General features: G+C 74.0%; 23 protein-coding genes. 13 read left to right on the plus strand and 10 right to left on the minus strand.

The window, feature by feature from the left end; genetic code table 11:
* The first annotated feature begins 339 nt into the window (after positions 1-339).
* Together ACIQTO_RS23210 and ACIQTO_RS23215 are read left to right on the plus strand one after the other, a co-directional pair.
* Positions 340-774 carry a hypothetical protein gene (locus ACIQTO_RS23210; protein WP_402391101.1) on the plus strand — a complete coding sequence of 145 codons (435 nt, stop codon included), beginning with the start codon at positions 340-342 and terminating at the stop codon, positions 772-774.
* Between the two features lie 190 nt (positions 775-964).
* Positions 965-1,129: a hypothetical protein gene (locus ACIQTO_RS23215; RefSeq protein ID WP_402391104.1), complete on the plus strand. Its 165-nt coding sequence runs from the start codon at positions 965-967 to the stop codon at positions 1,127-1,129.
* Between the two features lie 79 nt (positions 1,130-1,208).
* Here the strand turns inward: ACIQTO_RS23215 and ACIQTO_RS23220 are convergent, their stop codons facing one another.
* The gene (locus ACIQTO_RS23220; RefSeq protein WP_402391107.1) at positions 1,209-1,565 is read right to left on the minus strand and encodes a hypothetical protein; all 357 of its coding nucleotides are present in this window, start codon (positions 1,563-1,565) and stop codon (positions 1,209-1,211) included.
* 299 nt (positions 1,566-1,864) lie between these two features.
* Here ACIQTO_RS23220 and ACIQTO_RS23225 point away from each other — a divergent pair, with 299 nt between their 5' ends.
* The 3 genes from ACIQTO_RS23225 to ACIQTO_RS23235 all read left to right on the plus strand — a co-directional run bounded on the left by ACIQTO_RS23225 (position 1,865) and on the right by ACIQTO_RS23235 (position 4,959).
* The gene (locus ACIQTO_RS23225) at positions 1,865-2,968 is read left to right on the plus strand and encodes a glutamate--cysteine ligase (RefSeq protein WP_402391110.1); all 1,104 of its coding nucleotides are present in this window, start codon (positions 1,865-1,867) and stop codon (positions 2,966-2,968) included.
* A gap of 419 nt (positions 2,969-3,387) precedes the next feature.
* Positions 3,388-4,197, plus strand: a complete 810-nt coding sequence (locus ACIQTO_RS23230; RefSeq protein ID WP_402391113.1) for a SigB/SigF/SigG family RNA polymerase sigma factor — start codon at positions 3,388-3,390, stop codon at positions 4,195-4,197.
* Between the two features lie 234 nt (positions 4,198-4,431).
* Positions 4,432-4,959, plus strand: coding sequence for a GNAT family N-acetyltransferase (locus ACIQTO_RS23235; protein ID WP_402391116.1), 528 nt, complete (start codon positions 4,432-4,434; stop codon positions 4,957-4,959).
* 88 nt (positions 4,960-5,047) lie between these two features.
* Here ACIQTO_RS23235 and ACIQTO_RS23240 read toward each other — a convergent pair whose 3' ends face one another.
* Entirely contained in the window at positions 5,048-5,509 is a 462-nt protein-coding gene (locus tag ACIQTO_RS23240; RefSeq protein ID WP_402391119.1) for a hypothetical protein, read from the minus strand.
* A 240-nt stretch (positions 5,510-5,749) separates the two neighbouring features.
* On the opposite strand from ACIQTO_RS23240, the gene ACIQTO_RS23245 reads away from it, so the two are divergent.
* Positions 5,750-6,007, plus strand: a complete 258-nt coding sequence (locus ACIQTO_RS23245) for a hypothetical protein (protein ID WP_402391121.1) — start codon at positions 5,750-5,752, stop codon at positions 6,005-6,007.
* 143 nt (positions 6,008-6,150) lie between these two features.
* Positions 6,151-6,321 (plus strand): hydrophobic protein, encoded by a 171-nt coding sequence (locus ACIQTO_RS23250; RefSeq protein WP_402391123.1) that lies wholly within the window; start codon positions 6,151-6,153, stop codon positions 6,319-6,321.
* Positions 6,322-6,418: 97 nt separating this feature from the next.
* On the opposite strand, the gene ACIQTO_RS23255 is transcribed toward ACIQTO_RS23250, so the two are convergent.
* The 3 genes from ACIQTO_RS23255 to ACIQTO_RS23265 all read right to left on the minus strand — a co-directional run bounded on the left by ACIQTO_RS23255 (position 6,419) and on the right by ACIQTO_RS23265 (position 8,687).
* Entirely contained in the window at positions 6,419-6,880 is a 462-nt protein-coding gene (locus tag ACIQTO_RS23255) for a DUF5709 domain-containing protein (RefSeq protein ID WP_402391126.1), read from the minus strand.
* 515 nt (positions 6,881-7,395) lie between these two features.
* The gene (locus ACIQTO_RS23260; RefSeq protein ID WP_402391129.1) at positions 7,396-7,968 is read right to left on the minus strand and encodes a dihydrofolate reductase family protein; all 573 of its coding nucleotides are present in this window, start codon (positions 7,966-7,968) and stop codon (positions 7,396-7,398) included.
* 320 nt (positions 7,969-8,288) lie between these two features.
* Positions 8,289-8,687 carry a VOC family protein gene (locus ACIQTO_RS23265; RefSeq protein ID WP_402391131.1) on the minus strand — a complete coding sequence of 133 codons (399 nt, stop codon included), beginning with the start codon at positions 8,685-8,687 and terminating at the stop codon, positions 8,289-8,291.
* Between the two features lie 274 nt (positions 8,688-8,961).
* Between ACIQTO_RS23265 and ACIQTO_RS23270 the strand changes: the two genes are divergently transcribed.
* From ACIQTO_RS23270 to ACIQTO_RS23280, 3 genes are all read left to right on the plus strand, one after another.
* Positions 8,962-10,344 (plus strand): SMI1/KNR4 family protein, encoded by a 1,383-nt coding sequence (locus tag ACIQTO_RS23270; RefSeq protein WP_402391134.1) that lies wholly within the window; start codon positions 8,962-8,964, stop codon positions 10,342-10,344.
* Between the two features lie 70 nt (positions 10,345-10,414).
* Positions 10,415-11,242, plus strand: coding sequence for a DUF4253 domain-containing protein (locus ACIQTO_RS23275; protein ID WP_402391136.1), 828 nt, complete (start codon positions 10,415-10,417; stop codon positions 11,240-11,242).
* Between the two features lie 347 nt (positions 11,243-11,589).
* Positions 11,590-12,327: a hypothetical protein gene (locus tag ACIQTO_RS23280; protein ID WP_402391139.1), complete on the plus strand. Its 738-nt coding sequence runs from the start codon at positions 11,590-11,592 to the stop codon at positions 12,325-12,327.
* A gap of 80 nt (positions 12,328-12,407) precedes the next feature.
* Here the strand turns inward: ACIQTO_RS23280 and ACIQTO_RS23285 are convergent, their stop codons facing one another.
* Together ACIQTO_RS23285 and ACIQTO_RS23290 are read right to left on the minus strand one after the other, a co-directional pair.
* Positions 12,408-13,280 (minus strand): hypothetical protein, encoded by an 873-nt coding sequence (locus ACIQTO_RS23285; protein WP_402391142.1) that lies wholly within the window; start codon positions 13,278-13,280, stop codon positions 12,408-12,410.
* 10 nt (positions 13,281-13,290) lie between these two features.
* Positions 13,291-13,854 (minus strand): papain-like cysteine protease family protein, encoded by a 564-nt coding sequence (locus ACIQTO_RS23290; protein ID WP_402391145.1) that lies wholly within the window; start codon positions 13,852-13,854, stop codon positions 13,291-13,293.
* Positions 13,855-14,221: 367 nt separating this feature from the next.
* Here ACIQTO_RS23290 and ACIQTO_RS23295 point away from each other — a divergent pair, with 367 nt between their 5' ends.
* From ACIQTO_RS23295 to ACIQTO_RS23305, 3 genes are read left to right on the plus strand one after another with little or no spacing between them, the layout of a single operon-like run.
* Positions 14,222-14,608, plus strand: coding sequence for a hypothetical protein (locus tag ACIQTO_RS23295; RefSeq protein WP_402391148.1), 387 nt, complete (start codon positions 14,222-14,224; stop codon positions 14,606-14,608).
* Positions 14,608-15,951, plus strand: coding sequence for a DUF4062 domain-containing protein (locus ACIQTO_RS23300; protein WP_402391150.1), 1,344 nt, complete (start codon positions 14,608-14,610; stop codon positions 15,949-15,951). The genes ACIQTO_RS23295 and ACIQTO_RS23300 overlap by 1 nt, the downstream gene beginning before the upstream one ends.
* Before the next feature lie 11 nt (positions 15,952-15,962).
* Entirely contained in the window at positions 15,963-16,652 is a 690-nt protein-coding gene (locus tag ACIQTO_RS23305; protein ID WP_402391153.1) for a hypothetical protein, read from the plus strand.
* A gap of 145 nt (positions 16,653-16,797) precedes the next feature.
* On the opposite strand, the gene ACIQTO_RS23310 is transcribed toward ACIQTO_RS23305, so the two are convergent.
* Genes ACIQTO_RS23310 through ACIQTO_RS23320 form a run of 3 tightly spaced genes read right to left on the minus strand, consistent with a single transcriptional unit; the run spans position 16,798 to position 19,390 of the window.
* On the minus strand, positions 16,798-17,238 hold the full coding sequence (locus tag ACIQTO_RS23310) for a lasso peptide biosynthesis B2 protein (RefSeq protein ID WP_402391155.1): 441 nt from the start codon (positions 17,236-17,238) through the stop codon (positions 16,798-16,800).
* Entirely contained in the window at positions 17,235-17,492 is a 258-nt protein-coding gene (locus tag ACIQTO_RS23315; protein ID WP_402391158.1) for a lasso peptide biosynthesis PqqD family chaperone, read from the minus strand. The genes ACIQTO_RS23310 and ACIQTO_RS23315 overlap by 4 nt, the downstream gene beginning before the upstream one ends.
* Positions 17,492-19,390 (minus strand): asparagine synthase-related protein, encoded by a 1,899-nt coding sequence (locus tag ACIQTO_RS23320; protein WP_402391160.1) that lies wholly within the window; start codon positions 19,388-19,390, stop codon positions 17,492-17,494. Before ACIQTO_RS23320 ends, ACIQTO_RS23315 begins: the two co-directional genes overlap by 1 nt.
* Positions 19,391-19,401 lie beyond the last annotated feature (11 nt).

Here is a 19,401-nt window from a genome sequence, read left to right on the forward strand (position 1 = left end):
CGACGGAATGACGCATTCCGTGTCACCGGACTGCAACGCCCGGGCCGCACCGTATCGATCACGACACCAGCGCGTTCGACCAGTTGAGGGACCGACAGGCGGACGTGCCGGGCGCCGCGGCGTCGGCCCGGACCCCTCCGGCCGGGATTCCCGGCCGACGACGTGACGGTCGATCGGGCGCTCGCCGTCGAACGCCTCCGAGGGCGCCGTCGAGGGAGGTGGGCGGCCGCCGGGGCCGACGGCCCGGTGAACCCGTGAGGCCCGAGCGCCCGTCACCTCAACTGAAGGGGCTGTCCGGTGGACGGGCGGCCCCGGTCCGTATCGATTGAGGGAGTGCCCGTGAAGAAGATCAAGACGGCGATGGCCGCCGCCGTTCTCGCCGGTGTCGCGCTGACGGCGACGCCCGCCCAGGCGGCGACGCCCGCGGCGGCCCTGGAGCCGATGCACTGCACCAGCCCCGTCTGGGGTGGCGAGTACCTCTGCGGCGCTGACTTCGGGCAGCCGGGGATGGCGGAGTACGCCTACCGGGACGGCCGACGGATGGTGTTCGTCATCGGCACCGACCACGCCGTGTGGACGCGTTCGAGCAGCGCGTCCGGGAAGAAGAGCGCCTGGTCCTCGCTGGGTGGTTACAAGACCGGTGGCGTCGGCATCGTCGCCTCCGACACGGGCGGCGGCCAGTTCGAGATCGCCGCGAAGGGCACGGACAACCGCCTGTGGTCCCGCCGGCACGCCGCGGACGGCAGCTGGAGCGCGTGGGCCCGGATCTCGTAGCACCCACCTCCGCCGGGCGGGGCGGAACCCGGCTCCGCCCCGCCCGGCAGCCCGCCCGTTTCCGGTCCGGGCGCGGGGGCAGACGCCCGGCACGGACCACGTCGCGTGCGCCGGCCCCGCTGTCCGCTCCGGGACCGTCGTCCAGTCCGGCGTCGCTGTCCGTTCCGAGCTGGACGAGAGGACGATCGAGATGAGCACTCCCGAGCAGGACGGCACCCCCCAGGTCGACGAGGAGACCCGGGAGCGGTCGGCGGAGCAGCGCAACATCACCGCGCCCACACCGAAGGACGTCCGGGCCAAGGGCGGGGACGGCGAGGAGCCCGAGCCGCCGGCGGCCGACACCGGGGCCCCGTAGCGGCGGCGCACCGGCCGTGGCCGGGACCGGGAGCCGCCGGATCGACGGCGGTCCCGGCGGCGCTCGGGCGGACGGGGATTCAGCGGGCCGGGGTCTCCACGGGGTGGGTGTCGCCCTGATGGCTGTCCGGGGCGAGCGTTCCGGCCGTTCCGGCCCAGCCGGGCGCGCTGTCGGCTCCGGCGCTCCGGCAGGTGGTGCAGGTGTGCCACCGGCGTCCCGGCGGAGGCTGGTCGGGCTGGGGGTACCGGTGCGGGGCGAGGGTCATGTCGGAGGTGTCCAGGCCGCACAGGGTGAGGGGGCCGCAGGCGCCCGAGGCCTCCGCGAGGGCGGTGTGCGCGCGGCGCACCGGGTTGTCGGGGTGGGCCGGCTCACGGTCGGGTCCGAGGATCCGCACGTTGGTCGGTGTATCCAGTTCCAGTACGACGACGATGTCCATCTCTCCAACGTCGCCGCCGGAGCGGTTCGCCGCACTCCCACCCCGGCATCCGGACCAGCGAGGGCCGGCCGCGCGCCCGGTGGCCCTTCCCCGCCGGTACGGCTGCTGAGCGGCCGGCATCACCCGACCGGGTGCCGACCGTACCCGCGCGGCTCCGGCCACGACCGGCCGGGTACACGGGTCGGGCCGGCTCCGGCGGCCCGCCCGGTGTGACGGTCGCCCCCCCGCGTAGGCCGGGCGCTTCCGGGTAGGCCGGTCGCCCCCCGCGTAGGCCGGGCGCTTCCGGGTAGCGGAGGGACATGTTGACCTTGGGAGTCGAGGAAGAGTACCTCCTGGTGGATCCGCGGGACTGCGCGCCCGTGCCGCTGGCCGCCGAGGTGCTGGCCGCCGCCGATCTGGCCCCGGCCCTGCGGTCGGGCGAGGCGCAGCCCGAGTTGTTGGAGGTGCAGGTGGAGACGGCCACCCCGGTCTGTGAGGACCTCGCGGCACTCACCCGCCACCTGACCCGCGTCCGGGCGGGACTGACCGCCGCCGCGGCGCAGCACGGGTGCCGGATCGTGCCGGTCGGCGCCGCTCCGTTCGCCCTCGACGACCCGGTGCCGGTCACCGACGGCGAACGCTACCGCCGGGCCCGCGACCAGGCGCCCTCGCTGGTGGACGACCTGATGCTGAACGGCATGCACGTGCACGTCGGGGTGGCGGACGAGGAGGAGCGGGTCGGCGCGCTGGTGAGGGTCCGCCCCTGGCTGTCCGTGCTGGTGGCGATGTCCGCGAACTCGCCGTACTGGCGGGGCCGGGACACCCGCTTCGCGAGCTGGCGCACCGTCCACTTCGACCAGTGGGCGGTGAGCGGCCCGCCACCGGCCTTCCGTGACATCGCGGACTACCGGCGTCGGACGGGCGCCCTGCTGGCCTCGGGGGCGATCGCCGACGAGGGGCAGGTCTACTGGCAGGCGCGGCTGTCCGGCCGCTACCCGACGGTGGAGGTGCGGGCGTGCGACGTCCAGTTGACGGTCGCCGACGCCGAGTTGTTCGCCGGGCTGACCAGGGGCCTGGTGGCCAGGGCGGTACTGGACGAACGGGCCGGCCGGCCGCGGCCGGAGCCGCCCGAGGAGCTGGTGCGCGCCGGAGTCTGGCACGCCGCCCGGGCGGGTCTGCACGCCGACCTGGTCTCGCCGGTCGACGGCGCGTCCCGGCCGGCCGGCGCCGTGGTCGAGGAACTCCGGTCCTACGCCGCCCCGGGGCTGGACGCCGCAGGCGACACCGGCCGGGTGGCCGAGCTGTGGCAGCGGTTCCGGGCCCGGGGCAGCGGTGCGGACCGCCAGCGCCGCTGGTACCGGGACGCGGGCCGGGCCGGGCTCGCCGAGCACCTGGTGGGCTCGACGGTCACCGGGCTCGACTGACGCCCGGCGGCGCCGTCGGGCCCGCCGGCCGGTGCGGGCGCGGGCACCCCGGGGCACGGGCCGGGGACGCGTGGTTCAGCGGCCGGAAACGGATGAATCGGGCGATTCATGCATCAATGCGGTGATGTCGGGTAGTGGCCACGACAGAGCGGACGCGGTGGCGCACCGTGTCGTGTCCGCACGCTCCCGGGTGCCGTGTGCCACGGGGCCGAGGCCCGGCGGTGTCGGGCCGGTGCCCGGGAACGAGAGCCCGAGGTGCGTCCTGCGCGAGGCGCGGGCGGCACCGTCGTAGCAGGGAGTGCACCCAGGAGAGCACCGTGTCCATCATCCGTGCAGAGGCCGGTCCTCGCGAGGACCGGACGATCGTGCCCCCGCCGCCCCCACTGCCCCCGCGCCCGAGTGCGGAGGAGCTCCGGGCGATGGGCAGGACCGAGGCCCGCGGGATCAGCGACGCGCTGTTCGCGAGGCTGGCGTCGCTGGGACGCGAGACCCGCGCCTACAGCTACGTCCGCGGCACGATCATCGAACTGAACATGCCGTTGGTCCGCTTCATCGCGGCCAGGTTCCGGCACCGCGCGGAGGACATGGACGACATCCTCCAGGTCGGGACCGTCGGCCTGATCAAAGCCGTGGACGGCTACGACCCCGAGCGCGGCGTCGAGTTCATCACCTACGCGATCCCGACCATCGCCGGGGAGATCAAGCGGTTCTTCCGCGACACCTCGTGGCCGGTCCGCGTCCCGCGCGGCATGCAGGAGGTCTACCTGGCCGTGGCCCGCGGCTCGGACCGCCTGGAGCAGCGGCTCGGCCGGCTGCCGCACACCGAGGAGCTCGCCGAGGAGCTCGACCTGACGTACGACCAGGTCGTCGAGGGTCTGATCGCCGGCCGCGTCTACCGGCCCAACTCACTGGACGCGCTACGGGAACAGGACACCGACGAAGCGGGCAGCTCCCTGCTCGACCGGCTCGGAGCCGTCGATCCCGACCTCGAACTCGCCGAGTTCCGGACGGCCGTGCGCCCCCTGCTCGGCCGGTTGCCCGAGCGCGAGCAGACGGTGTTGAAGCTGCGCTTCTGGGACGGCCGCACCCAGACGGAGATCGCGGAGCGGATCGGGGTGTCCCAGATGTACGTCTCCCGGCTCCTCACCGCCACACTCGCCCTGCTGCGCGAACAGTTGGAGGACCGCGACGCACCGGGGTGGGCGGACGAACCGGCCGGCTCGGGGTGACACCCGCCGCGGGGACCGCGGTACCCGTCGGGATCAGGGCGGCGCGAGACGCGCGGGGGATTCTGGCGCTCGATCCGGCCGGTTGTGCGGGGAGGCGCCGACCGGCTGACCCCGGCCGGCGCGGCACGGGCCGGTGCCCGTGCGCCTCGGGGACGTCCTCGCACGGCAGGTGAGTGCGGCAAGCGACGCGGAAATCCGATGGTGCGACGCGGCCACGGCATCAAGAATCGCCGAATGGACGACGTGAGGCTGTCCGATGGGACCGTCACTCTGTCCCCACTGCGCCTGGATGATGTCGAGGCGCATCTTGCCGGCGAGGATGAGCTGCTGGTTCGTTGGCTCAACGGTGGTCCCGGCACACGGGAGGGCGTCGAGGCGTACCTCCACCACTGTCGGGAACAGTGGGAGGCTTCCGGGCCGCTGCGCGCGTTCGGCATCCGGGTGGGTGCCGACGACGTGCTCGTGGGGACGATCGACCTGCGGTTCGCCGGGGAAGACCTGGGTCCCGGCCAGGTGAATATCGCGTACGGCCTCTACCCGTCCTGGAGGGGGCGTGGCCTGGCAACCCGCGCGGTCCTCCTGGCCTCCCGATACGCGGCCGGTGAGGGCGGGGCCGAGGTGGTGATCCAGGTGGAGCCGGTGAACTCCGCTTCCGCCGCAGTGGCGCAACGGGCAGGGTTCACCCCTGGCCGACGGGCGCCGGGCAAGGACGGCACACGGTTCGACCGGTACACCCGGGACCTGCGCGCCGTCAGCCGGTGATGGCCGGCAGTGACGGGACAGCCCTTGGACAACCGCTGCGTCTGCCAGGAGCCCCGCCGCGCCACCCGCCCGGCCCGGGCAAATCCCCTCACCTGCCCTCAAGCCGTTCATCCAACGCCTCGGCGAATCGCGACCGGTAGACGCCGTGGACGATGGCCCCGGGAGACTGGTAGCCCCTGTGCTCAGGGTCCGAGACCTCCCCGTCCCACGGCGCCACGCCTTCTGGAAGCAGCGGAGCACGGCCCAGATACATCTGGGCGACTTCTTCCAGCCGTCGTTCTCCCACAACCACCGAGTTCCACAGCCCGTAGCCCTGACCGACCACCCACATGCACAGGTCTTCGGTGCTGTCCTCGGACCAGACGTCCCCCTCCACGCTCACACCTTCCGAGAAGTCGGCCAGCGATTCCGCCGCGGACTCGTACGCGAGCGCGAAGGCTTCAAGCACCTCCCGCGAGTGGGACTCCAACCACAACTCCAGGGCGGACAGCCGCGGTCGGGTCGCTTCCAGGACCTCCCAGAACCAATCGGAATCATGATCCGGTCCCATCTCGGCTCCTGTGTCGACGGCTGCGGTACTCGCCCGACCGTACAGCGCGGGTGGAGTTCCCTGGACAGTTCCGGGGACAGTTCCGGGCCTCATCGTCGGCGAATGGCGCTGACCATCCGCACAGTCACCGGTTGACCGTCAGGCACTCGCATCCGGCTGCCCGGGGCGACGGCGAACGCGGCCGGGTCGAGCGGCTCGCCGAGACCGCGTCCGACCTCGCCGGCGTTCTCGCTGTCCGGCGTGCTGCCGGTCGCCGCCTTCATCGCGGTCCACGCGGCCGGCCCGTCCACGGAACGGCAGATCCTCGTGGGCGACCCCATGGCCGCGATCACCCTGCTCCTGCCGGCACTGCTCAAGAACGCCGGGCGTCGGGCGGAGCACGCCCTCCAGCGCAAGCTCGACGCCATCGCCGGGGCACTCCTCGAACAGCGCGAGGGCCACGAGGGCGCCGCGCACGAGGACCTCCGCAAGGCGGTCCGGACGGAGGAGCGGCGCTGAGCCCGCTCCCGCGCCCGGGCGGCCGCTCGGACCGGCGCAGCGGACCGTTCACGTGGTCCGGGCGGCCCGAAAGGGCGTGGAGCGCCGAATCCGGGGCAGACGTGTGGCACTACTGCCCGAGTCAATGGTGGAGGTGGCACACGATGGCCCCGCTCGTCCTGGTCCTGCTGCTGGTCCTGATCCTCTTCGGCGCGGGATTCGCGCTCAAGGTTCTCTGGTGGGTGGCCGTCGCCGTCCTGGTCATCTGGTTGCTCGGCTTCATCGCCCGGGGCACCAGCAGCTCGGGCGGTCGCGGCCGCTGGTACCGATGGTAGGCGCCCCGCGGAAGCGTGACCCGGGTGGCGCCGGGCCTCCGTAGGGCGCGGCTGCGGCTGCGGCGCGGTCGGTGGCAGCCGGCGGTGGGCCGGGGGCTCACCACGCGTCGGGCACGACGTGGACGGCCGCCTCCTCGGCTCCCGCGGCGCCGCCGTCGATGCCGACATCGGAGGCGAAGAGTCCCTTGCTGGTGTCCGGGTGGGCCCCCTCGTCCGGCGCGAGGAGCCGTCCGGCCCGCTCGTCGCCGGCCTGGGGGTCCATCGGCTCGCCCTCCCCGCCGGGCACGTCGCCGATGCCGTCCCCGTCGTCCACGGCGAGGTCCGGGACTTCCTGGGCCAGTCGGTCGTCCAGACTCTCGCCCTCGCGCTGCTCCGCGACCGTGGTGCCCGCCCTGGTCACCCCGAGCGGCTTCTCGGGCGGGGAGTACCCCTCGTCGAGGATGTCGTCGTAGCCGCGCTCGTCCACCGTGTTCTGGAGGTCCGGAGCCGCCGCGTCCCCCTGCTCCCCGCTGTCGCCGGTCGGCTGGTGGGCATCGCCACCCGTGGTGCCGTCAACCATGATCAACTCCTAGTTCCGCACCCCGGGGAGGTCGTCGAACGGGCCGCCCGGAGCACCAGCGGTTGTCGTACCCGCCCTCGTGCCGGGCGGGTACACACGTCCATCGTCCGCCCGAGTGCGGACGGCCGCTCGCGTCCGGGGCGGCAGTACCGTGACGCTGCCGCGACCGCCGGGCCGTGGCAGCACCACGCCGGGCGGGGCTCCGACTGGGAAGGACCCGCCGGGGAGGGACGCGCCGGCAGGAGGTGCGGCCGGGCGGCGGCCGGGCCCGCCGGTTCGACGACCGCAAGCGGCACGGCCACCGCCCGCGGCGCGGCGACGAACGGCCCCGCTGGACGGAGCCCCTCACGGTAGGTGTACCCGCGCGTGGGCCGGAGTGATCCCCGGACGGTCCTGCGGTCCTGCGGTCCTGCGGTCCTGCGGTCCTGCGTACCCCGGCGCCGCGCCGGGCGGCGGCACACGGCCCGGTCCGCGCGCCCCCGCCAGGAGCCCGCGCGGCAGCGGCCGTGTCAGCGTCAGCGGACGACGTCGAAGACCTGCTTCTGGATGCCGTTCGGGTAGGCCGCCGACTCGACCAGCTTCAGCTTCTGGGCGTCCTTGTCGGTGGTGCTGAACAGGCGCTTGCCCGCGCCGAGCAGGAGCGGGAAGACGAGCAGGTGGTAGCGGTCGATCAGGCCGGCGTCCGAGAGGTCCCGGTTCAGTCCGGCGCTGCCGTGGACGATGATGGGGCCGCCCTCGGTCTCCTTCAGCGCGGCGACGTCGTCGAGCGAGCGCAGGATCGTGGTCTCGCCCCAGTTGGTGACCAGGTCGTCCTCGGTGAGCGTGGTGGAGACGACGTACTTCGGCATCACCTTGTAGTCGGCGAAGTCCGCCATGTCGGGCCAGACGGGGCTGAAGGCCTCGTAGCTGGTCCGGCCGAGCAGCATCGCGGTCGCCTCCTGCTGCTCGCGGCCCTTGAGCTCGAAGGCCTCGGGGAGGAACTCGATGTCCTTGAAGGTCCACCCGGAGTTCCGGTAGCCGGGCTCGCCGCCCGGGGCCTCCACGACGCCGTCGAGGGAGATGAAGGCCGTGCTGATCAGGGTGCGCATCTGGGATTCCTCGGTTCTTGGCACAGGTACTCGGCAGGTCGGGCCGGTGCACACCCGGGCCGCACGGGCGGCTCCGGTGCACCTGCCATGGACTCTGACTGTGGATCATGACAGAACTCATCGGTCCCGGCGAGATTCATTTCGCCGGGGCGGCGGCCGTCCGGGTGTGCCGTCCCGTCGTGCCGGGTGTGCCGTCCCGGCGGTCCGTCGGCCGGCGCGGGAAGCGGTGGCGCGGCGCCCGGCCGGCCGCCGTCGTACCGTCCCGGCCGCCGTCGTACCGTCCCGGCCGCGACCCGGGCCGGGCGACGCGCCCGCAGGGGTCAGAGCCCGAACTTCGCCCTGGCGGCGGGCGTGACCGGGGTGAACAGGTTGACCAGGTTGCCGTCGGGATCCCGCAGGAGCAGCGAGCGGTTGCCCCACGGCAGGGTGGTCGGCGCGTTGACGAACTCCCCGCCCCGGCCGCCGAGGGCGGCGTGGAGCGCGTCGACATCGTCGACGAGGAACTCGACGACGACGCTGCGGTTGGCGCCGGCCTCCGCCGAGCCGGGTGCGAACAGGGGAACGGTGCGGGTGCTGCCGATGGCGAGGGTGGCCGGGCCCACCGTGAGCTCGGCGAAGTCCTCGGTGCTCCAGGAGGCGGTGGCGCCCGTGACGTGCTCGTAGAACCCGGCGAGGCGTGCGACGTCCTCGGTGATGATCCGGATCGAGACGAGGTTCATGGCTTTTCCTTGGTGGTCGGTGGTCGGTGGTCGGTGGTCGGTGGTTTGTGGTCGCGGTTGGTGTTCGGTCCTCGGGGCCGGCGGTCGTGGCCGGTCGGCACCGGGTCCGTCGGCTTCCCGGGGGCCCGCGCAGCACGCTAGAGCCGATACCGGACAGATTCCGCCCGGTATCCGAGAGGATCCCCGGCAGGTCCGGACCGGTGTCCCGCGGGCGTGTCGGTGGCGGAGGACATAATCGCCACCGACACGCCCACCCCGTTGACCGGAGGCCCAGGTGCCCTCGTTGTACGACTTCGCGACCTGGGAGCCGCTGCTGCGGCTGCTGCGGACCGCCCACGCGCCGGCCCTCGCCGCGCCGGGCGGCCAGGTGGCGGGAAACATCGGCCGCGGGTCCTGGAGCGTCCCGCTGCCGTGGCGGCAGCCACCGCCCGGCCGGGCCTCGTTGGTGTCGGACAACCAGGACCAGTACGACGCGATCGAGCGGGTACGCGACGCCCTCCCGGAGGCCGGACTCGACGATGTCGTGTTCGTCCTGGAGATCGCGCCGGACGGGACGACGGCGCTGGGCCTGTTCGACCACGGGCCCGCGGCCGCCCCGGGGATCGGCGACGCCCACCCGGGCGCGCTGACCCTGGTCGAGGGCGCCGTCCCCGAGCCGTGGCGCCGGCTGCCCGAGCCCGTGCCGGGCGCGCGGCCCGCCCCGTCGGTCGACCTGATGGCGCTGGAACGCACGCTGCGCGAGCGGATACCCGACGCGATCGGGGCCACCGAGGAGGAGATCGCCGCCGTCGAGTCCCGGCTCGGTCGGCAACTGCCCGAGGAGGTGAGGGTGCTGTACCGGGTGACGCGCGCGCGGTGGGCGGACTGGGGCGGCGACTACGACGCGGCGCAGTGCGTGTTCGACGCCGTCGGGTTCGAGTTGGGGGCGTTGGAGGACCTCGCCGTCGCCGACCCGGCGTCCCGTCGGTGCCACTGGGAGTTCGCGGCGTCGGAGACGGTGCTCACCGGGCCCGATGACGCGGTGCAGGATCTGGTGGGCTCGCCCGGTTGGATCGTCCTCGGTGACTCCGGCGGGGGAGACCGGGTGGCGGTCGACCTGACGCCCGGCCCTCGCGGTCACCTCGGCCAGATCATCATGCTCGACCACGAACAGAGCATCGGCGCCTCCCTCATGGCCGACTCGCTCACCAGCCTGGTGCGCGACCCGGACCAGGAGTGGCCCACGGGCGGCCGATGGGACAAGGCACCCGTCGCCGCCATCGTGCACCACCAGAGCCTGCGGAGCATCGACGCCGCCGCCCACGCCGACCTGGAGGTGCTGCGCATCGGGCGGTGGGACGGCGCACCGTTCAGCCTCGCGCCCGTGATCGGGCTGCCTCGCCTGCGGACCCTGACGGCCTACGCCGGCACACTCGCCGACCCGTTGGAGATCGCCGCGCTGACCGGACTGGAGTTCCTCTCGCTCGCCCCGGCGGACTGGCGGGTGCTGCTCGACGCCGGCGCCGTCCCGCGCACCCTGTCGGCCGCCGCCGTCGAGGTGCACGGAGGAGGCGACCCGCGCCCGACCATCGCGCTGGCCAACGAGATCCTCGCCCTCTGGAACCGCCCCCCGATCACCGCGACCCTCGTACACGGGGACCTCGGGCCGCTCGGGTAGCCACGGGGCGAGGACGGGCGTCCACCGGGCATGCCGCGGCGATGTCGGATCCTGATCCTAGGGTGCTCGTATGACCCAGCCTCTGGACCTCGCCCGTGCCATCGCCGCCCTGCCCGTCGCCCTGCCGCCCGGACGTCTGGTCGGCGGTGAGGAGGACGGGGCGGGGCCGCTGCTGTGGATCAGCGACGCGCCCGCCGCTGTCGGACTGTGGGCGCGCCTGCACCGCGCGCACCCGGACACCGGGCTGTGGCCACTGCTGCTCAGCCCGCTGGACGACGGCCCCGACTTCCGCCCCTGGCTGTCCGGCGAGCTCTACCCCGGTCATGCCTCCGAGCCCGACCTGTACGACCCGGCCGCCCTGCTGCGCGGCTGGTGGGAGGGACGCACCGCCGGTGCGGAGGAGTACGGGGAGCAGGCCGGGCTCGCCGAAGCCCTGGCCCCGTACGGCCCGGCCTGGCCCGGTACGGCCCCCGCCGGCTCCGGGGCCGACGGGACCAACGGGTCCGGCGGGGCGGCCGGCGTCGAGGCCCGGGGGCTGGCCGACGTGCTGCAGTCCGTCCGGGATTTCCGTCTCGGTCTGGTGCGGGCGGGTAGTGGGGCCGAGGCGCTGGCGGTGTGCGGGTGGGGAGGCCCGACGAACCATGAGGAGGACACCGCGAGGATCGCCGCCGTGCTCGCCGACTGGGAGCGCCGCTTCGGCGCCCAGGTGGTCGAAGTCGGCTTCGACACCCTGCGGTTGAGCGTTCCCGTGCCACCGGCCACGCTCGCCGAGGCGCTCCCGGTGGCCGCCGAGCACACCGCCTTCTGCCCGGACCTGGTCTTCCAGGGCACCGGCACCCTCGCCGCGTACGCCGAGCAGCTGGTGGGCGCCCACCAGTGGTCGTTCTGGTGGGACTGACCAGGGTCCGCCCGGTCCGCCCGGTCGGCTTCGGCCCGTCACGGACCGTGCCGCCCAGCGGCGTTGCGACACACGAGTCCCGTGCGGGAGGCGTCCGTCCGGGGCATTCCCCCCGGGACGGGCGCCGTCCGCCGCGGCGCGCCGGTCCCAGGGCGGGACGGGCCGGGCTGGTGCGCTGGTCCCGGGACATGGGCGGGACCACGGCCTCATGCCGGCGTCGCGGTGGATTCCTCACGTAGGAGCACGCGTTGGGCGCTCGGCCCGGGAAACCGGCCGGCGCTCCGCGCGAACCGGGCCGAGCCTTTCCCGGCCCGCGTGTTCCCACCGAGAACCACCGGAGGTCCCAGATGAGTTGGAACCAATTCGCGCTCGCGTCAGCCGGCGGCGCATCCCTGTCGAGCCGGGTCGCCGCGGTCTCCAGGATCGACGGAACCATGGAGGTGTTCTTCGTCGGTGGGAACGGTTCGGTGCAGGACCGCTACTGGTACGAGGGCGGCAGCTGGCAGGCCTTCGAGCTCGCGCCGGCCGGCAGCGCCTCCACCCACACCGGCATCGCGGCGGTGTCGCGGATCCCGGGGAGCATGGAACTCTGGTTCGTCGGTGGTGACGCCGCCGTCCGGGACCACTTCTGGTACGACACGGCGAGCAAGAACTTCGACCGGGACGTCACCACCGACATCGCCATCGGAGGTTCCGCGCACGTCGTGATGTACCAGGACGGCTTCTTCTCGTTCAGCACGCACGCGCACGACAGCGGCTTCGACAACATCGACTACACGATCACCGCCGCCGTCATGACGCCGGACGGAACCGTCTTCACCTTCCAGCACTCCGGTCACACCGAGGGAACCGTCGCCGGGCTGCCCTTCGGGACGCCGGACCGCAACGACGACTTCATGTTCGTCGGCAACAACCCGCAGATCACCGCGAAGTGGGACGGCATCCTCAACGGCACGTTCAGGGCGAGCCTGGACGCCACCGACACCCTCGCGGCCGGCGTCACGAGAGCCCTCGGCGACCTCGTGAAGGCCATCGTGGCCGCGGCGGGCAAGGCCGCGGCCGACGCGGTCGTGCTCGGCTCCTGATCCCGGGCCGGTTGCCCGCCGACAACCGGCCCCGACCCGCGCTACCGGTCCGGCCCCCTGGGTGCCGGACCGGTACGGGGTCAGCTGCCGGTGTCGCGCCGGCGCCGGCGGAGGGCGAAGGCGCCTCCCGCGAGCGCGAGGGCCGCGCTCGACCCGCCGACGAGCATGGGAGTCGAGGACGGGGCCTCCTCCGCCTTCCCCGCGGTGCCGTAGCCGCTGGACATACCGGCGCTGTCGTACTCCGAGCCGGGCAGCTTGTCGGCGTAACGGGCCTTGACCAGCTTCTGGTACTCGCTCAGCGAGACCGAGGGGCGGCCCGCCAGGCCCTGTCGTGCCTGGTCGTTGAGCGGTTCGACCGTGGTGAGCCGCAACTGGTACCAGCCGCGGATCTGCGGCTCGGTGAACACCAGCGTCCCCACCGCGGCCTTGCCCGCGTACACGGCGTCGCCGTCACCGTCGCGGACGGCCGCCAGGTGCCAGCCGCCGCCCTCGGTGGGGGCGAGCATCACGGTGGCGTTCCGCCCGTTGACCGGGGCGTTCAACGCGGAGACCAGATGACTCAGCCTGACCGCCTGGGCGGGGACCGGTAGGGCCGTCCCCGCGACGAAGTCGGGGGTGATCTCGTTCAGGGCCAGCGGGTCGTTGACGGTGAACGCCGGCACGCCCTCGCACGGGTCGGCCTTGTCGGGGATCTGCTGCGGCGCCCCGACCTCGTCACCCTGGGGCACCGGAACGCTGAGGAAGCGGCAGACGGCGTCGCGGACGTCGGCCGACTTCACCAGGTCGAGGGCGGCCTGGTAGCCCGGGATGTCCGCCGGGAGCGGGTCCATGGCCGGGGCCGCCTGGACCGGGCCGGCCGCGGACACCAGCGCGGAGGCGCTCAGGACCAGGACGGTGGCCAGGCGCGGGAGGCGGGAGGCCGCCCGCTCGCCGGACATACTTCTCTTCTTCATGCCGCCTGCCTCAACGGGAGATGCCGATCCGGGAGTGGGTCCACTTGAACGAGCTGTTGTTGACGTAGTCGTTGTAGTTCCACCAGGTGTAGGTGGCGGTGTCCGGCCACGGGTCGGCGACGCCGATGGTGTTGTTCGACGTGTCGAAGCCGTAGACGACGTTCATGTGGCCACCGCCGGACGTCCACCCGATCCGGGCGGCGACCGGCCGGGCCGCCTTGACGTCGGTGTAGACCTGGTTGAACGTGGCCGCGCTGTTCAGGCCCGAGCCCGGCCGGGTCATGCCGAGGCTGCTCCAGCCCCTGGCCATGTCGTCGAGCGTGGCGGGCTGGTTGTTGCAGCCGTAGGAGGGCTGGGCCCGGTCGCAGAAGTCCGTCTGGGTGCTGCCGTAGCCCTGGAACTTGGCGATCGTCAGTCCGGAGGCCACCCAGCACCACTGGGACTTCTCCTGTTTGTACATGCCGATGCTGTCCTGGCCCGCCTCGGCGTGGGCCTGGCCCGGGGTGGCGGCGAGCAATCCCGAAGCCGTCAGTGCGACGGCCGCCGCCGTGGCCGTGAATGTGGATCTGCCCATCGTCCTGCCTTTCCGCGTAGGTGCGATGAGGGTCTGGGAATCCGGCGGCTTCATGACAGCACGGAATCACGCCGTCGCACATGGTAAGTACGGGAACTGTACTCGCAAGGAGGAATCGTCATATGTGCGGGCAAAACCGATCGGTCCGCTTGTCCGCGAGCGGGTCGGCGCGTGCCCGGAAGCGGCGCCCGGAAGCGGCGCGGGGGACGGCGCAAGGGACGGCGCGGGGGACGGCGTCGGCCCCGGCGGTCGGGCGCGGCCACCGCCGGTCGACGGGGGCGTTCGGACCGCGCGGCGCCCGGGTACTGACGTCCTACCGGGTTGTCGGCGTGATGGGGGGACATCGCACATGCGGCTGGTGTTTTGGTTGACGGCCATGACGTGCTCCGGTGCCGCGGTCGCACTGGCTCTGTGGGCGGCCCTCGGGGACGCCGCCGGGGCCGAGCGGGCGAGTGCCGTGGTCGGGGCGATCGTGGGGCTCGCCGGGCTGGTCGCCTCGGTGTACGCGCTGCGGCGCGGCGGGTCGGAGGGCGGCGGCGCCGTCCGGGCCGGTGGGCGCGGTGCGGTGGCCGCCGGGGGGAGCGTGATCGGCAACGCGATCGGCGCGGACAGCAGGGTCACGGGGGCGGTCCCGGCCCCGCGGGGTGCCGCCGGACCGGACCGGCCGGTGTCGGCCCGGGGCGAGGGGGCGGTGGCCGCCGGCGGCGATGTCGCCGGGAACGCGCTGGGTGAGGGCGGAGAGGTGGGCGGCTGATGCCGGGATCGCGTTTTCGGCGGCGCGGGCAGCAGGACCCGGCCGAGCCCGGGCGGTCGGTCGAGCGCGTGGAGGTGCAGGGCGGCGGGGTCGGCGCGGGAGCGGACGTCGCGGGCAACGCCATCGGTCCGAGCAGCTCGGTCACCAACAACTTCAACTACTACCGGGCGGCGGAGTCCGACCCCCGCACGGGCGCCCCGGTGCCGGCGGGCCCGGTGCCGGCGGGCCCGGCCCCGGACGAGCGCCGCTACCAGGTGTTCGTGAGCTCGACCAGCCTGGACCTGAAGCAGCACCGCGAGGCCGTCATCGACGAACTCGTCAAGGAGGGGTACATCCCCTCCGGGATGGAGCTGTTCGACGCCCGGTCGGAGGGCGCCTGGGAGGTCGTCGAGCGGGTGATCAGCGACTGCGACTACCTCGTCCTCATCCTCGGGGCGCGGTACGGGGACACCGGCGGGGGCAGCGTCAGCTTCACCGAGCGGGAGTACGACTTCGCCCGCTCGCTGGGCAAGCCCATCCTGGTGTTCGTCCACGCCAATCCCGTCGAGCTGCACACCGACAGCTGGCAGCCGACACCGGAGGACACGGGGCGGCTCGCGGTCTTCCGGGAGAAGGTGCGCAGCGAGCGGGTCTGGAAGCCCTGGAGCAGCACCGCGGAGCTGCGCAACGACGTCACGCGGTCGCTGCGGCTGGCGGTCCGGCACAGCCCCCAACCCGGCTGGGTCAAGGGCGACTCGACCGCGCACACCTCGTCCGCCGAGTGGCAGCACCTGGTGGTTCCGGGAACGCGGATCGGGGTGGCCCGGATCAGCGTGGACGGGCAGGCCGGCAACGCCCTGAGCGAGAACCTCGGGACGGCCTCGTCGATCGGCATCATGTCCACCAGCGGGAAGCGGCTGATCGAGATCCAGACCCCCTATCTGACGAGGGCACTCGCGGCCGGCGCCCGGATCCGTGTCCTGGTGCCGACACCCGACGGGGAGTTCCTGGCCGACGTCGACGAGTCCGAGTCGCTGTGGGACCAGCGCACGCCGATCGCGGCCGAGGTGCGCGAGGTGGAGGCGCGGCTGCGGGCGATCGTCCGCGAGGCCGGGTCGCGCAGCGCGACCGCCGGTTCGGTCGAGATCGGGTTCTTCACCACGCATCTGCGGTCCACGATGATTCTCTGCGACCGGACCTGGGGATGGGTCACGCTGACCCTGCCGCCGGCGAGGGCCCCGGAGACTCCGTCCCTGGAACTCCGCGGAGTCGGGGAGTTCGGTCTGATCGACGCTTGCTGGAAGCACTTCGACCGGACCTGGGCCATCGTCGAGCAGCGCGGCGAAGTGAGGACGATCTCGTGAGGCGGTCTGCGATGGAGTTGCGTGACACGGCGGCTGTGCTTTCCCCGGCGGCGGCACAGCGGTGGCGGGACCGGCTCACCGCGGCCCAGGCCTTCATGCGGGAGCGGAGCCACCTGCCGGGCGTGCTGATCGAGGTGGCGGCCCAGCACCCGCTGGTCGACGGGGCCACGCCCGGCGACGAGTTCGCGGCCCGGCTCCGGCGCGGCCACGCGCTCTTCGAGGAGTTCCGGGCGGCCGGACGCCCGGTGGAGATCTACGTGCCGGGCAGTCGTCACCGGCACCTCGGGGTGGAGGACGCGAGCAGCCTCAGCCGGGCCGGCGGGGACTTCCTGGAGAAGCTCGGCGTGCCGCCCTCGGCGGTCCGCGGCGACGACCTCAACGAGCGGTACAAGGGTGACGCCGGCGTCTACGGGTCGGCGGACGAGTGCTTCGTCGCCGCCTCCTACTTCCGGGACGGTGAGTTCGGCACTCTCGTCTCGGTCTGCTCGCCGGCCCAGATGACCCGCAAGATGCTGCACTACCTGCAGTTCGGGGTCCACCCGCTGAACCACACGGCGCCGACGCCGGAGGGCTTCCACGACTTCCTGTACGAGATCCTGGTCGCCGTCCCCGAGGTCCTCGGCACCGAGGACACGCTCCAGGGGCGGGGGTCGGACGGGGCCGAGCGCCTGCGGGCGGAGCGCCGCCCCCGGGAGGACTGAGCTCCGTCGCCGTACGGCGGGCCGCGGTTCCCGGCCGGCCGGACCGATTGCAGGCCGGATCGATCGCCGGCCGGATCGTCGCCGACCGGTTCGGCGGGGCGACGGGCCGGACGGGGGTCGACGTCGTCCCCGCCCGGCCCGGGGCCTACCGCGCCGCTCGTTCGCCGGCGCCGCGGTCCACCGGTGCGATCGTCATCACCGGCTGGAAGTGCGCCAGTTCGGCCGGTTCGCCGACCGGGACGCCGTCGGCCTCGATCCAGGCGTGTGCCCGGAACGGGGCGAGTCGCACCCCGGTGCGCCAGGTCGGCCAGCTGCCGTGCAGGCGGCAGAGCAGCGCGGCGGCCAGTGAGCGCTGCAGGCACCCCTGGCCGGCGCAGCGCACGCTCAGCGCCACCACGGCCTGCCGGGCGGCGCCGGCCTGCGCCGGGGTGGCCGGGCGCGCGCCGCGCCGCAGCTGCAGCAGGAGGCGGCGGATGCGGTGCGGCGGCAGCGTTTCGAGGACCCGGGCCAGCGCGATCGCGGTGAGCGCGGCGGGGCGGCTGCGCCAGGGCGGCCGGGGGGCGGGGACGGCGTGCGGGAGGCTCATTCGGTGATCAACCCTGCGGCGGTGAGGCTCCGGTGCAGGCTGTCCACATCGGTGCGGGCCTGTTCGGCGGTGACCGGGTAGCGTTCGGCCAGGATCTCGGCGGCCTGCTCCGGCGAGCGCCCGTCGATCAGCGTGCGCAGGATCAGGACGCCGGTGCGGTTCAACTGGAAGTAGCGACTGGCTCGTTCGTCGAGCAGGACACCCCCTGCCCCGGTCTCGGTCAGCGTCACGTCCGCGCGCAGCTTCACTGCCATCAGTGCCCTCCAGGGATCGGTGAGGTGCTCGCACGGCCGGCATCGCCGGTGCGCCCGGGGCCGCCGTTCGCGGTGCCGGGGGCCGTGCGGTGGGCGGTCCGCGCGCGAAGCCACTGCTCACAGCCGAGCGTGGCGTCCAGCGCGGCGTAGGAGGTGCCGGGCGGGTAGAGGCCGACACAGGCCAGGCGCAGCGAGGAGGCGTCGATCAGCCCGGCCTCGGCCAGCGCGCTCCGCTGGGTGAGGTCGGCCAGTTGGCGGCGGTGGCGGTCCAGACCCTCGTAGGCGTCGGGGCTGAAGTCGCCCTTGCCCGTGCGGCGCAGCAGGTGCTCGGGGACCAGGCCGGCCATCGCGCGGGTGAGCAGCGGCTTGTAGGCGAAGGGGGTGCCGCGCAGGGCGAGGTCGGCGGCCAGGCAGGCGTCGAGCACGTGGTCGTCCAGGAACGGCACGGTGTACGGCGTACCGACCCGGGCGGTGAGCTCCACGGCCTGCCGCATCGCTCCGGCGCTGTGCTGCACCATGTGGAGCAGCTGGTGCTGGGCGTGTTCGGGCGCCAGCGGCTCGGCACCGTCGAGAGCGGCGAGCAGCTGGGCCCGGACGGTGCGGATCGTCCCGGCGGCGGCCCACGGGGGCAGTCGCGGCGGCATGCCCCAGCCCAGCAGCGTCGTCCCGGGCGGCGGTGTGGTGGCCTCGATCTCCTCGGCCGCGTCGGCCAGCCAGTCCCGGTAGGTCCGCCGGTCGGCCAGGGCACGCAGGGAGGACCGCAGCGGCCAGCGCAGCCGGGCCCGGTGGCCGCTCAGCTGCCGTGCCGCCGTGACCGGGTGGCGCCGTGCGAGCGCGCGCAGGTAGGCGGGCAGGAGCTGCAGCACCTCGTCGCCGCCTTCGCCGCTGATCCGCAACCGGGCGCCGCGGGCGCCCAGTTCGCGGGCCACGTGTTCGTCGCGGGCCCTGGTCCTGGTCCAGGCGAACGGCTCGTCGCCCTGCTCGCCCGGCTCCTCCAGGCCGGCGAACATCGCGGGGAGCGTGTCGGCCCCCACCAGGAGGCGGGCGCCCGGGAGTTCGGCGGCGGCGGCGTCCGCCCAGCGGGCGTCCTCGTGCAGCCGGTCGACCGAGCCGAAGGTCACGGTCAGCAGCTCGCTCGGGCCGCGCGCGGCGAGGAAGCTCAGCGGGGTGGAGTCCAGGCCGCCGGACAGGTCACTGGCGACCAGTCCGCCGGCGGCGGTGCGGGCCGCGACGGCCCGTTCCAGCGCGGCCCCCAGGGCCTCGGCGGCCTCGGCGGGTGAGCGCCGGGGCGCGGGCGGCCGCCAGCGTCGCACGGTGCGGACGGACCCGTCCGGCGTCAGCAGCGCGCCGTGGTCGTAGGGCACGGGCTCGACGCCGGTCCAGAGCGGCAGCAGGGCCAGCGGGTGGGGCAGCGGGTGCAGCAGGCGCAGGGCCAGCCGCTCGGTCGCCACGGACTGCCCGGTCAGCTCGGCGAGGACGTCCGCCCGGTCGGCGAGGACCGGTACGCCGTGCAGCCGCGCGTGGTGGAGCCGGCGCAGGCCGGACAGGGTGCCCTGGGCCCGGACCGTGCCGTGCGCGCTGACCAACAGGTGGAAGCTGCCGTCCAGTCGGCCGGCCAGTCGACCGGCCAGTGCGTCGGGATCGGTGGCGTCGGCCGCCCGTTCGGCATGGCGGCGCAGGGTGCCGGCGTCGGCGTTGCCGTGGCCGAGCACGGCCACGTGCACGCGGCCGGCGCGCGCGTCGACGAGTTCGGCGGCGGGCCAGTCCCCGATGATCCAGGGCCGGCCCGAGGGGTGGTGCAGGACACGGGCGGCGCCCGTGTCCTGCACCGCGGCCACGGCCGAGGGCGCTTCGGTGTCCGGCAGGACCACGAACCAGGTCCTCGGGTGACCGCTCATCGTCAGGGCCT

Source organism: Kitasatospora sp. NPDC091207, from assembly GCF_044768625.1.
In the GTDB taxonomy this organism is placed as follows: Bacteria; Actinomycetota; Actinomycetes; order Streptomycetales; family Streptomycetaceae; genus Kitasatospora.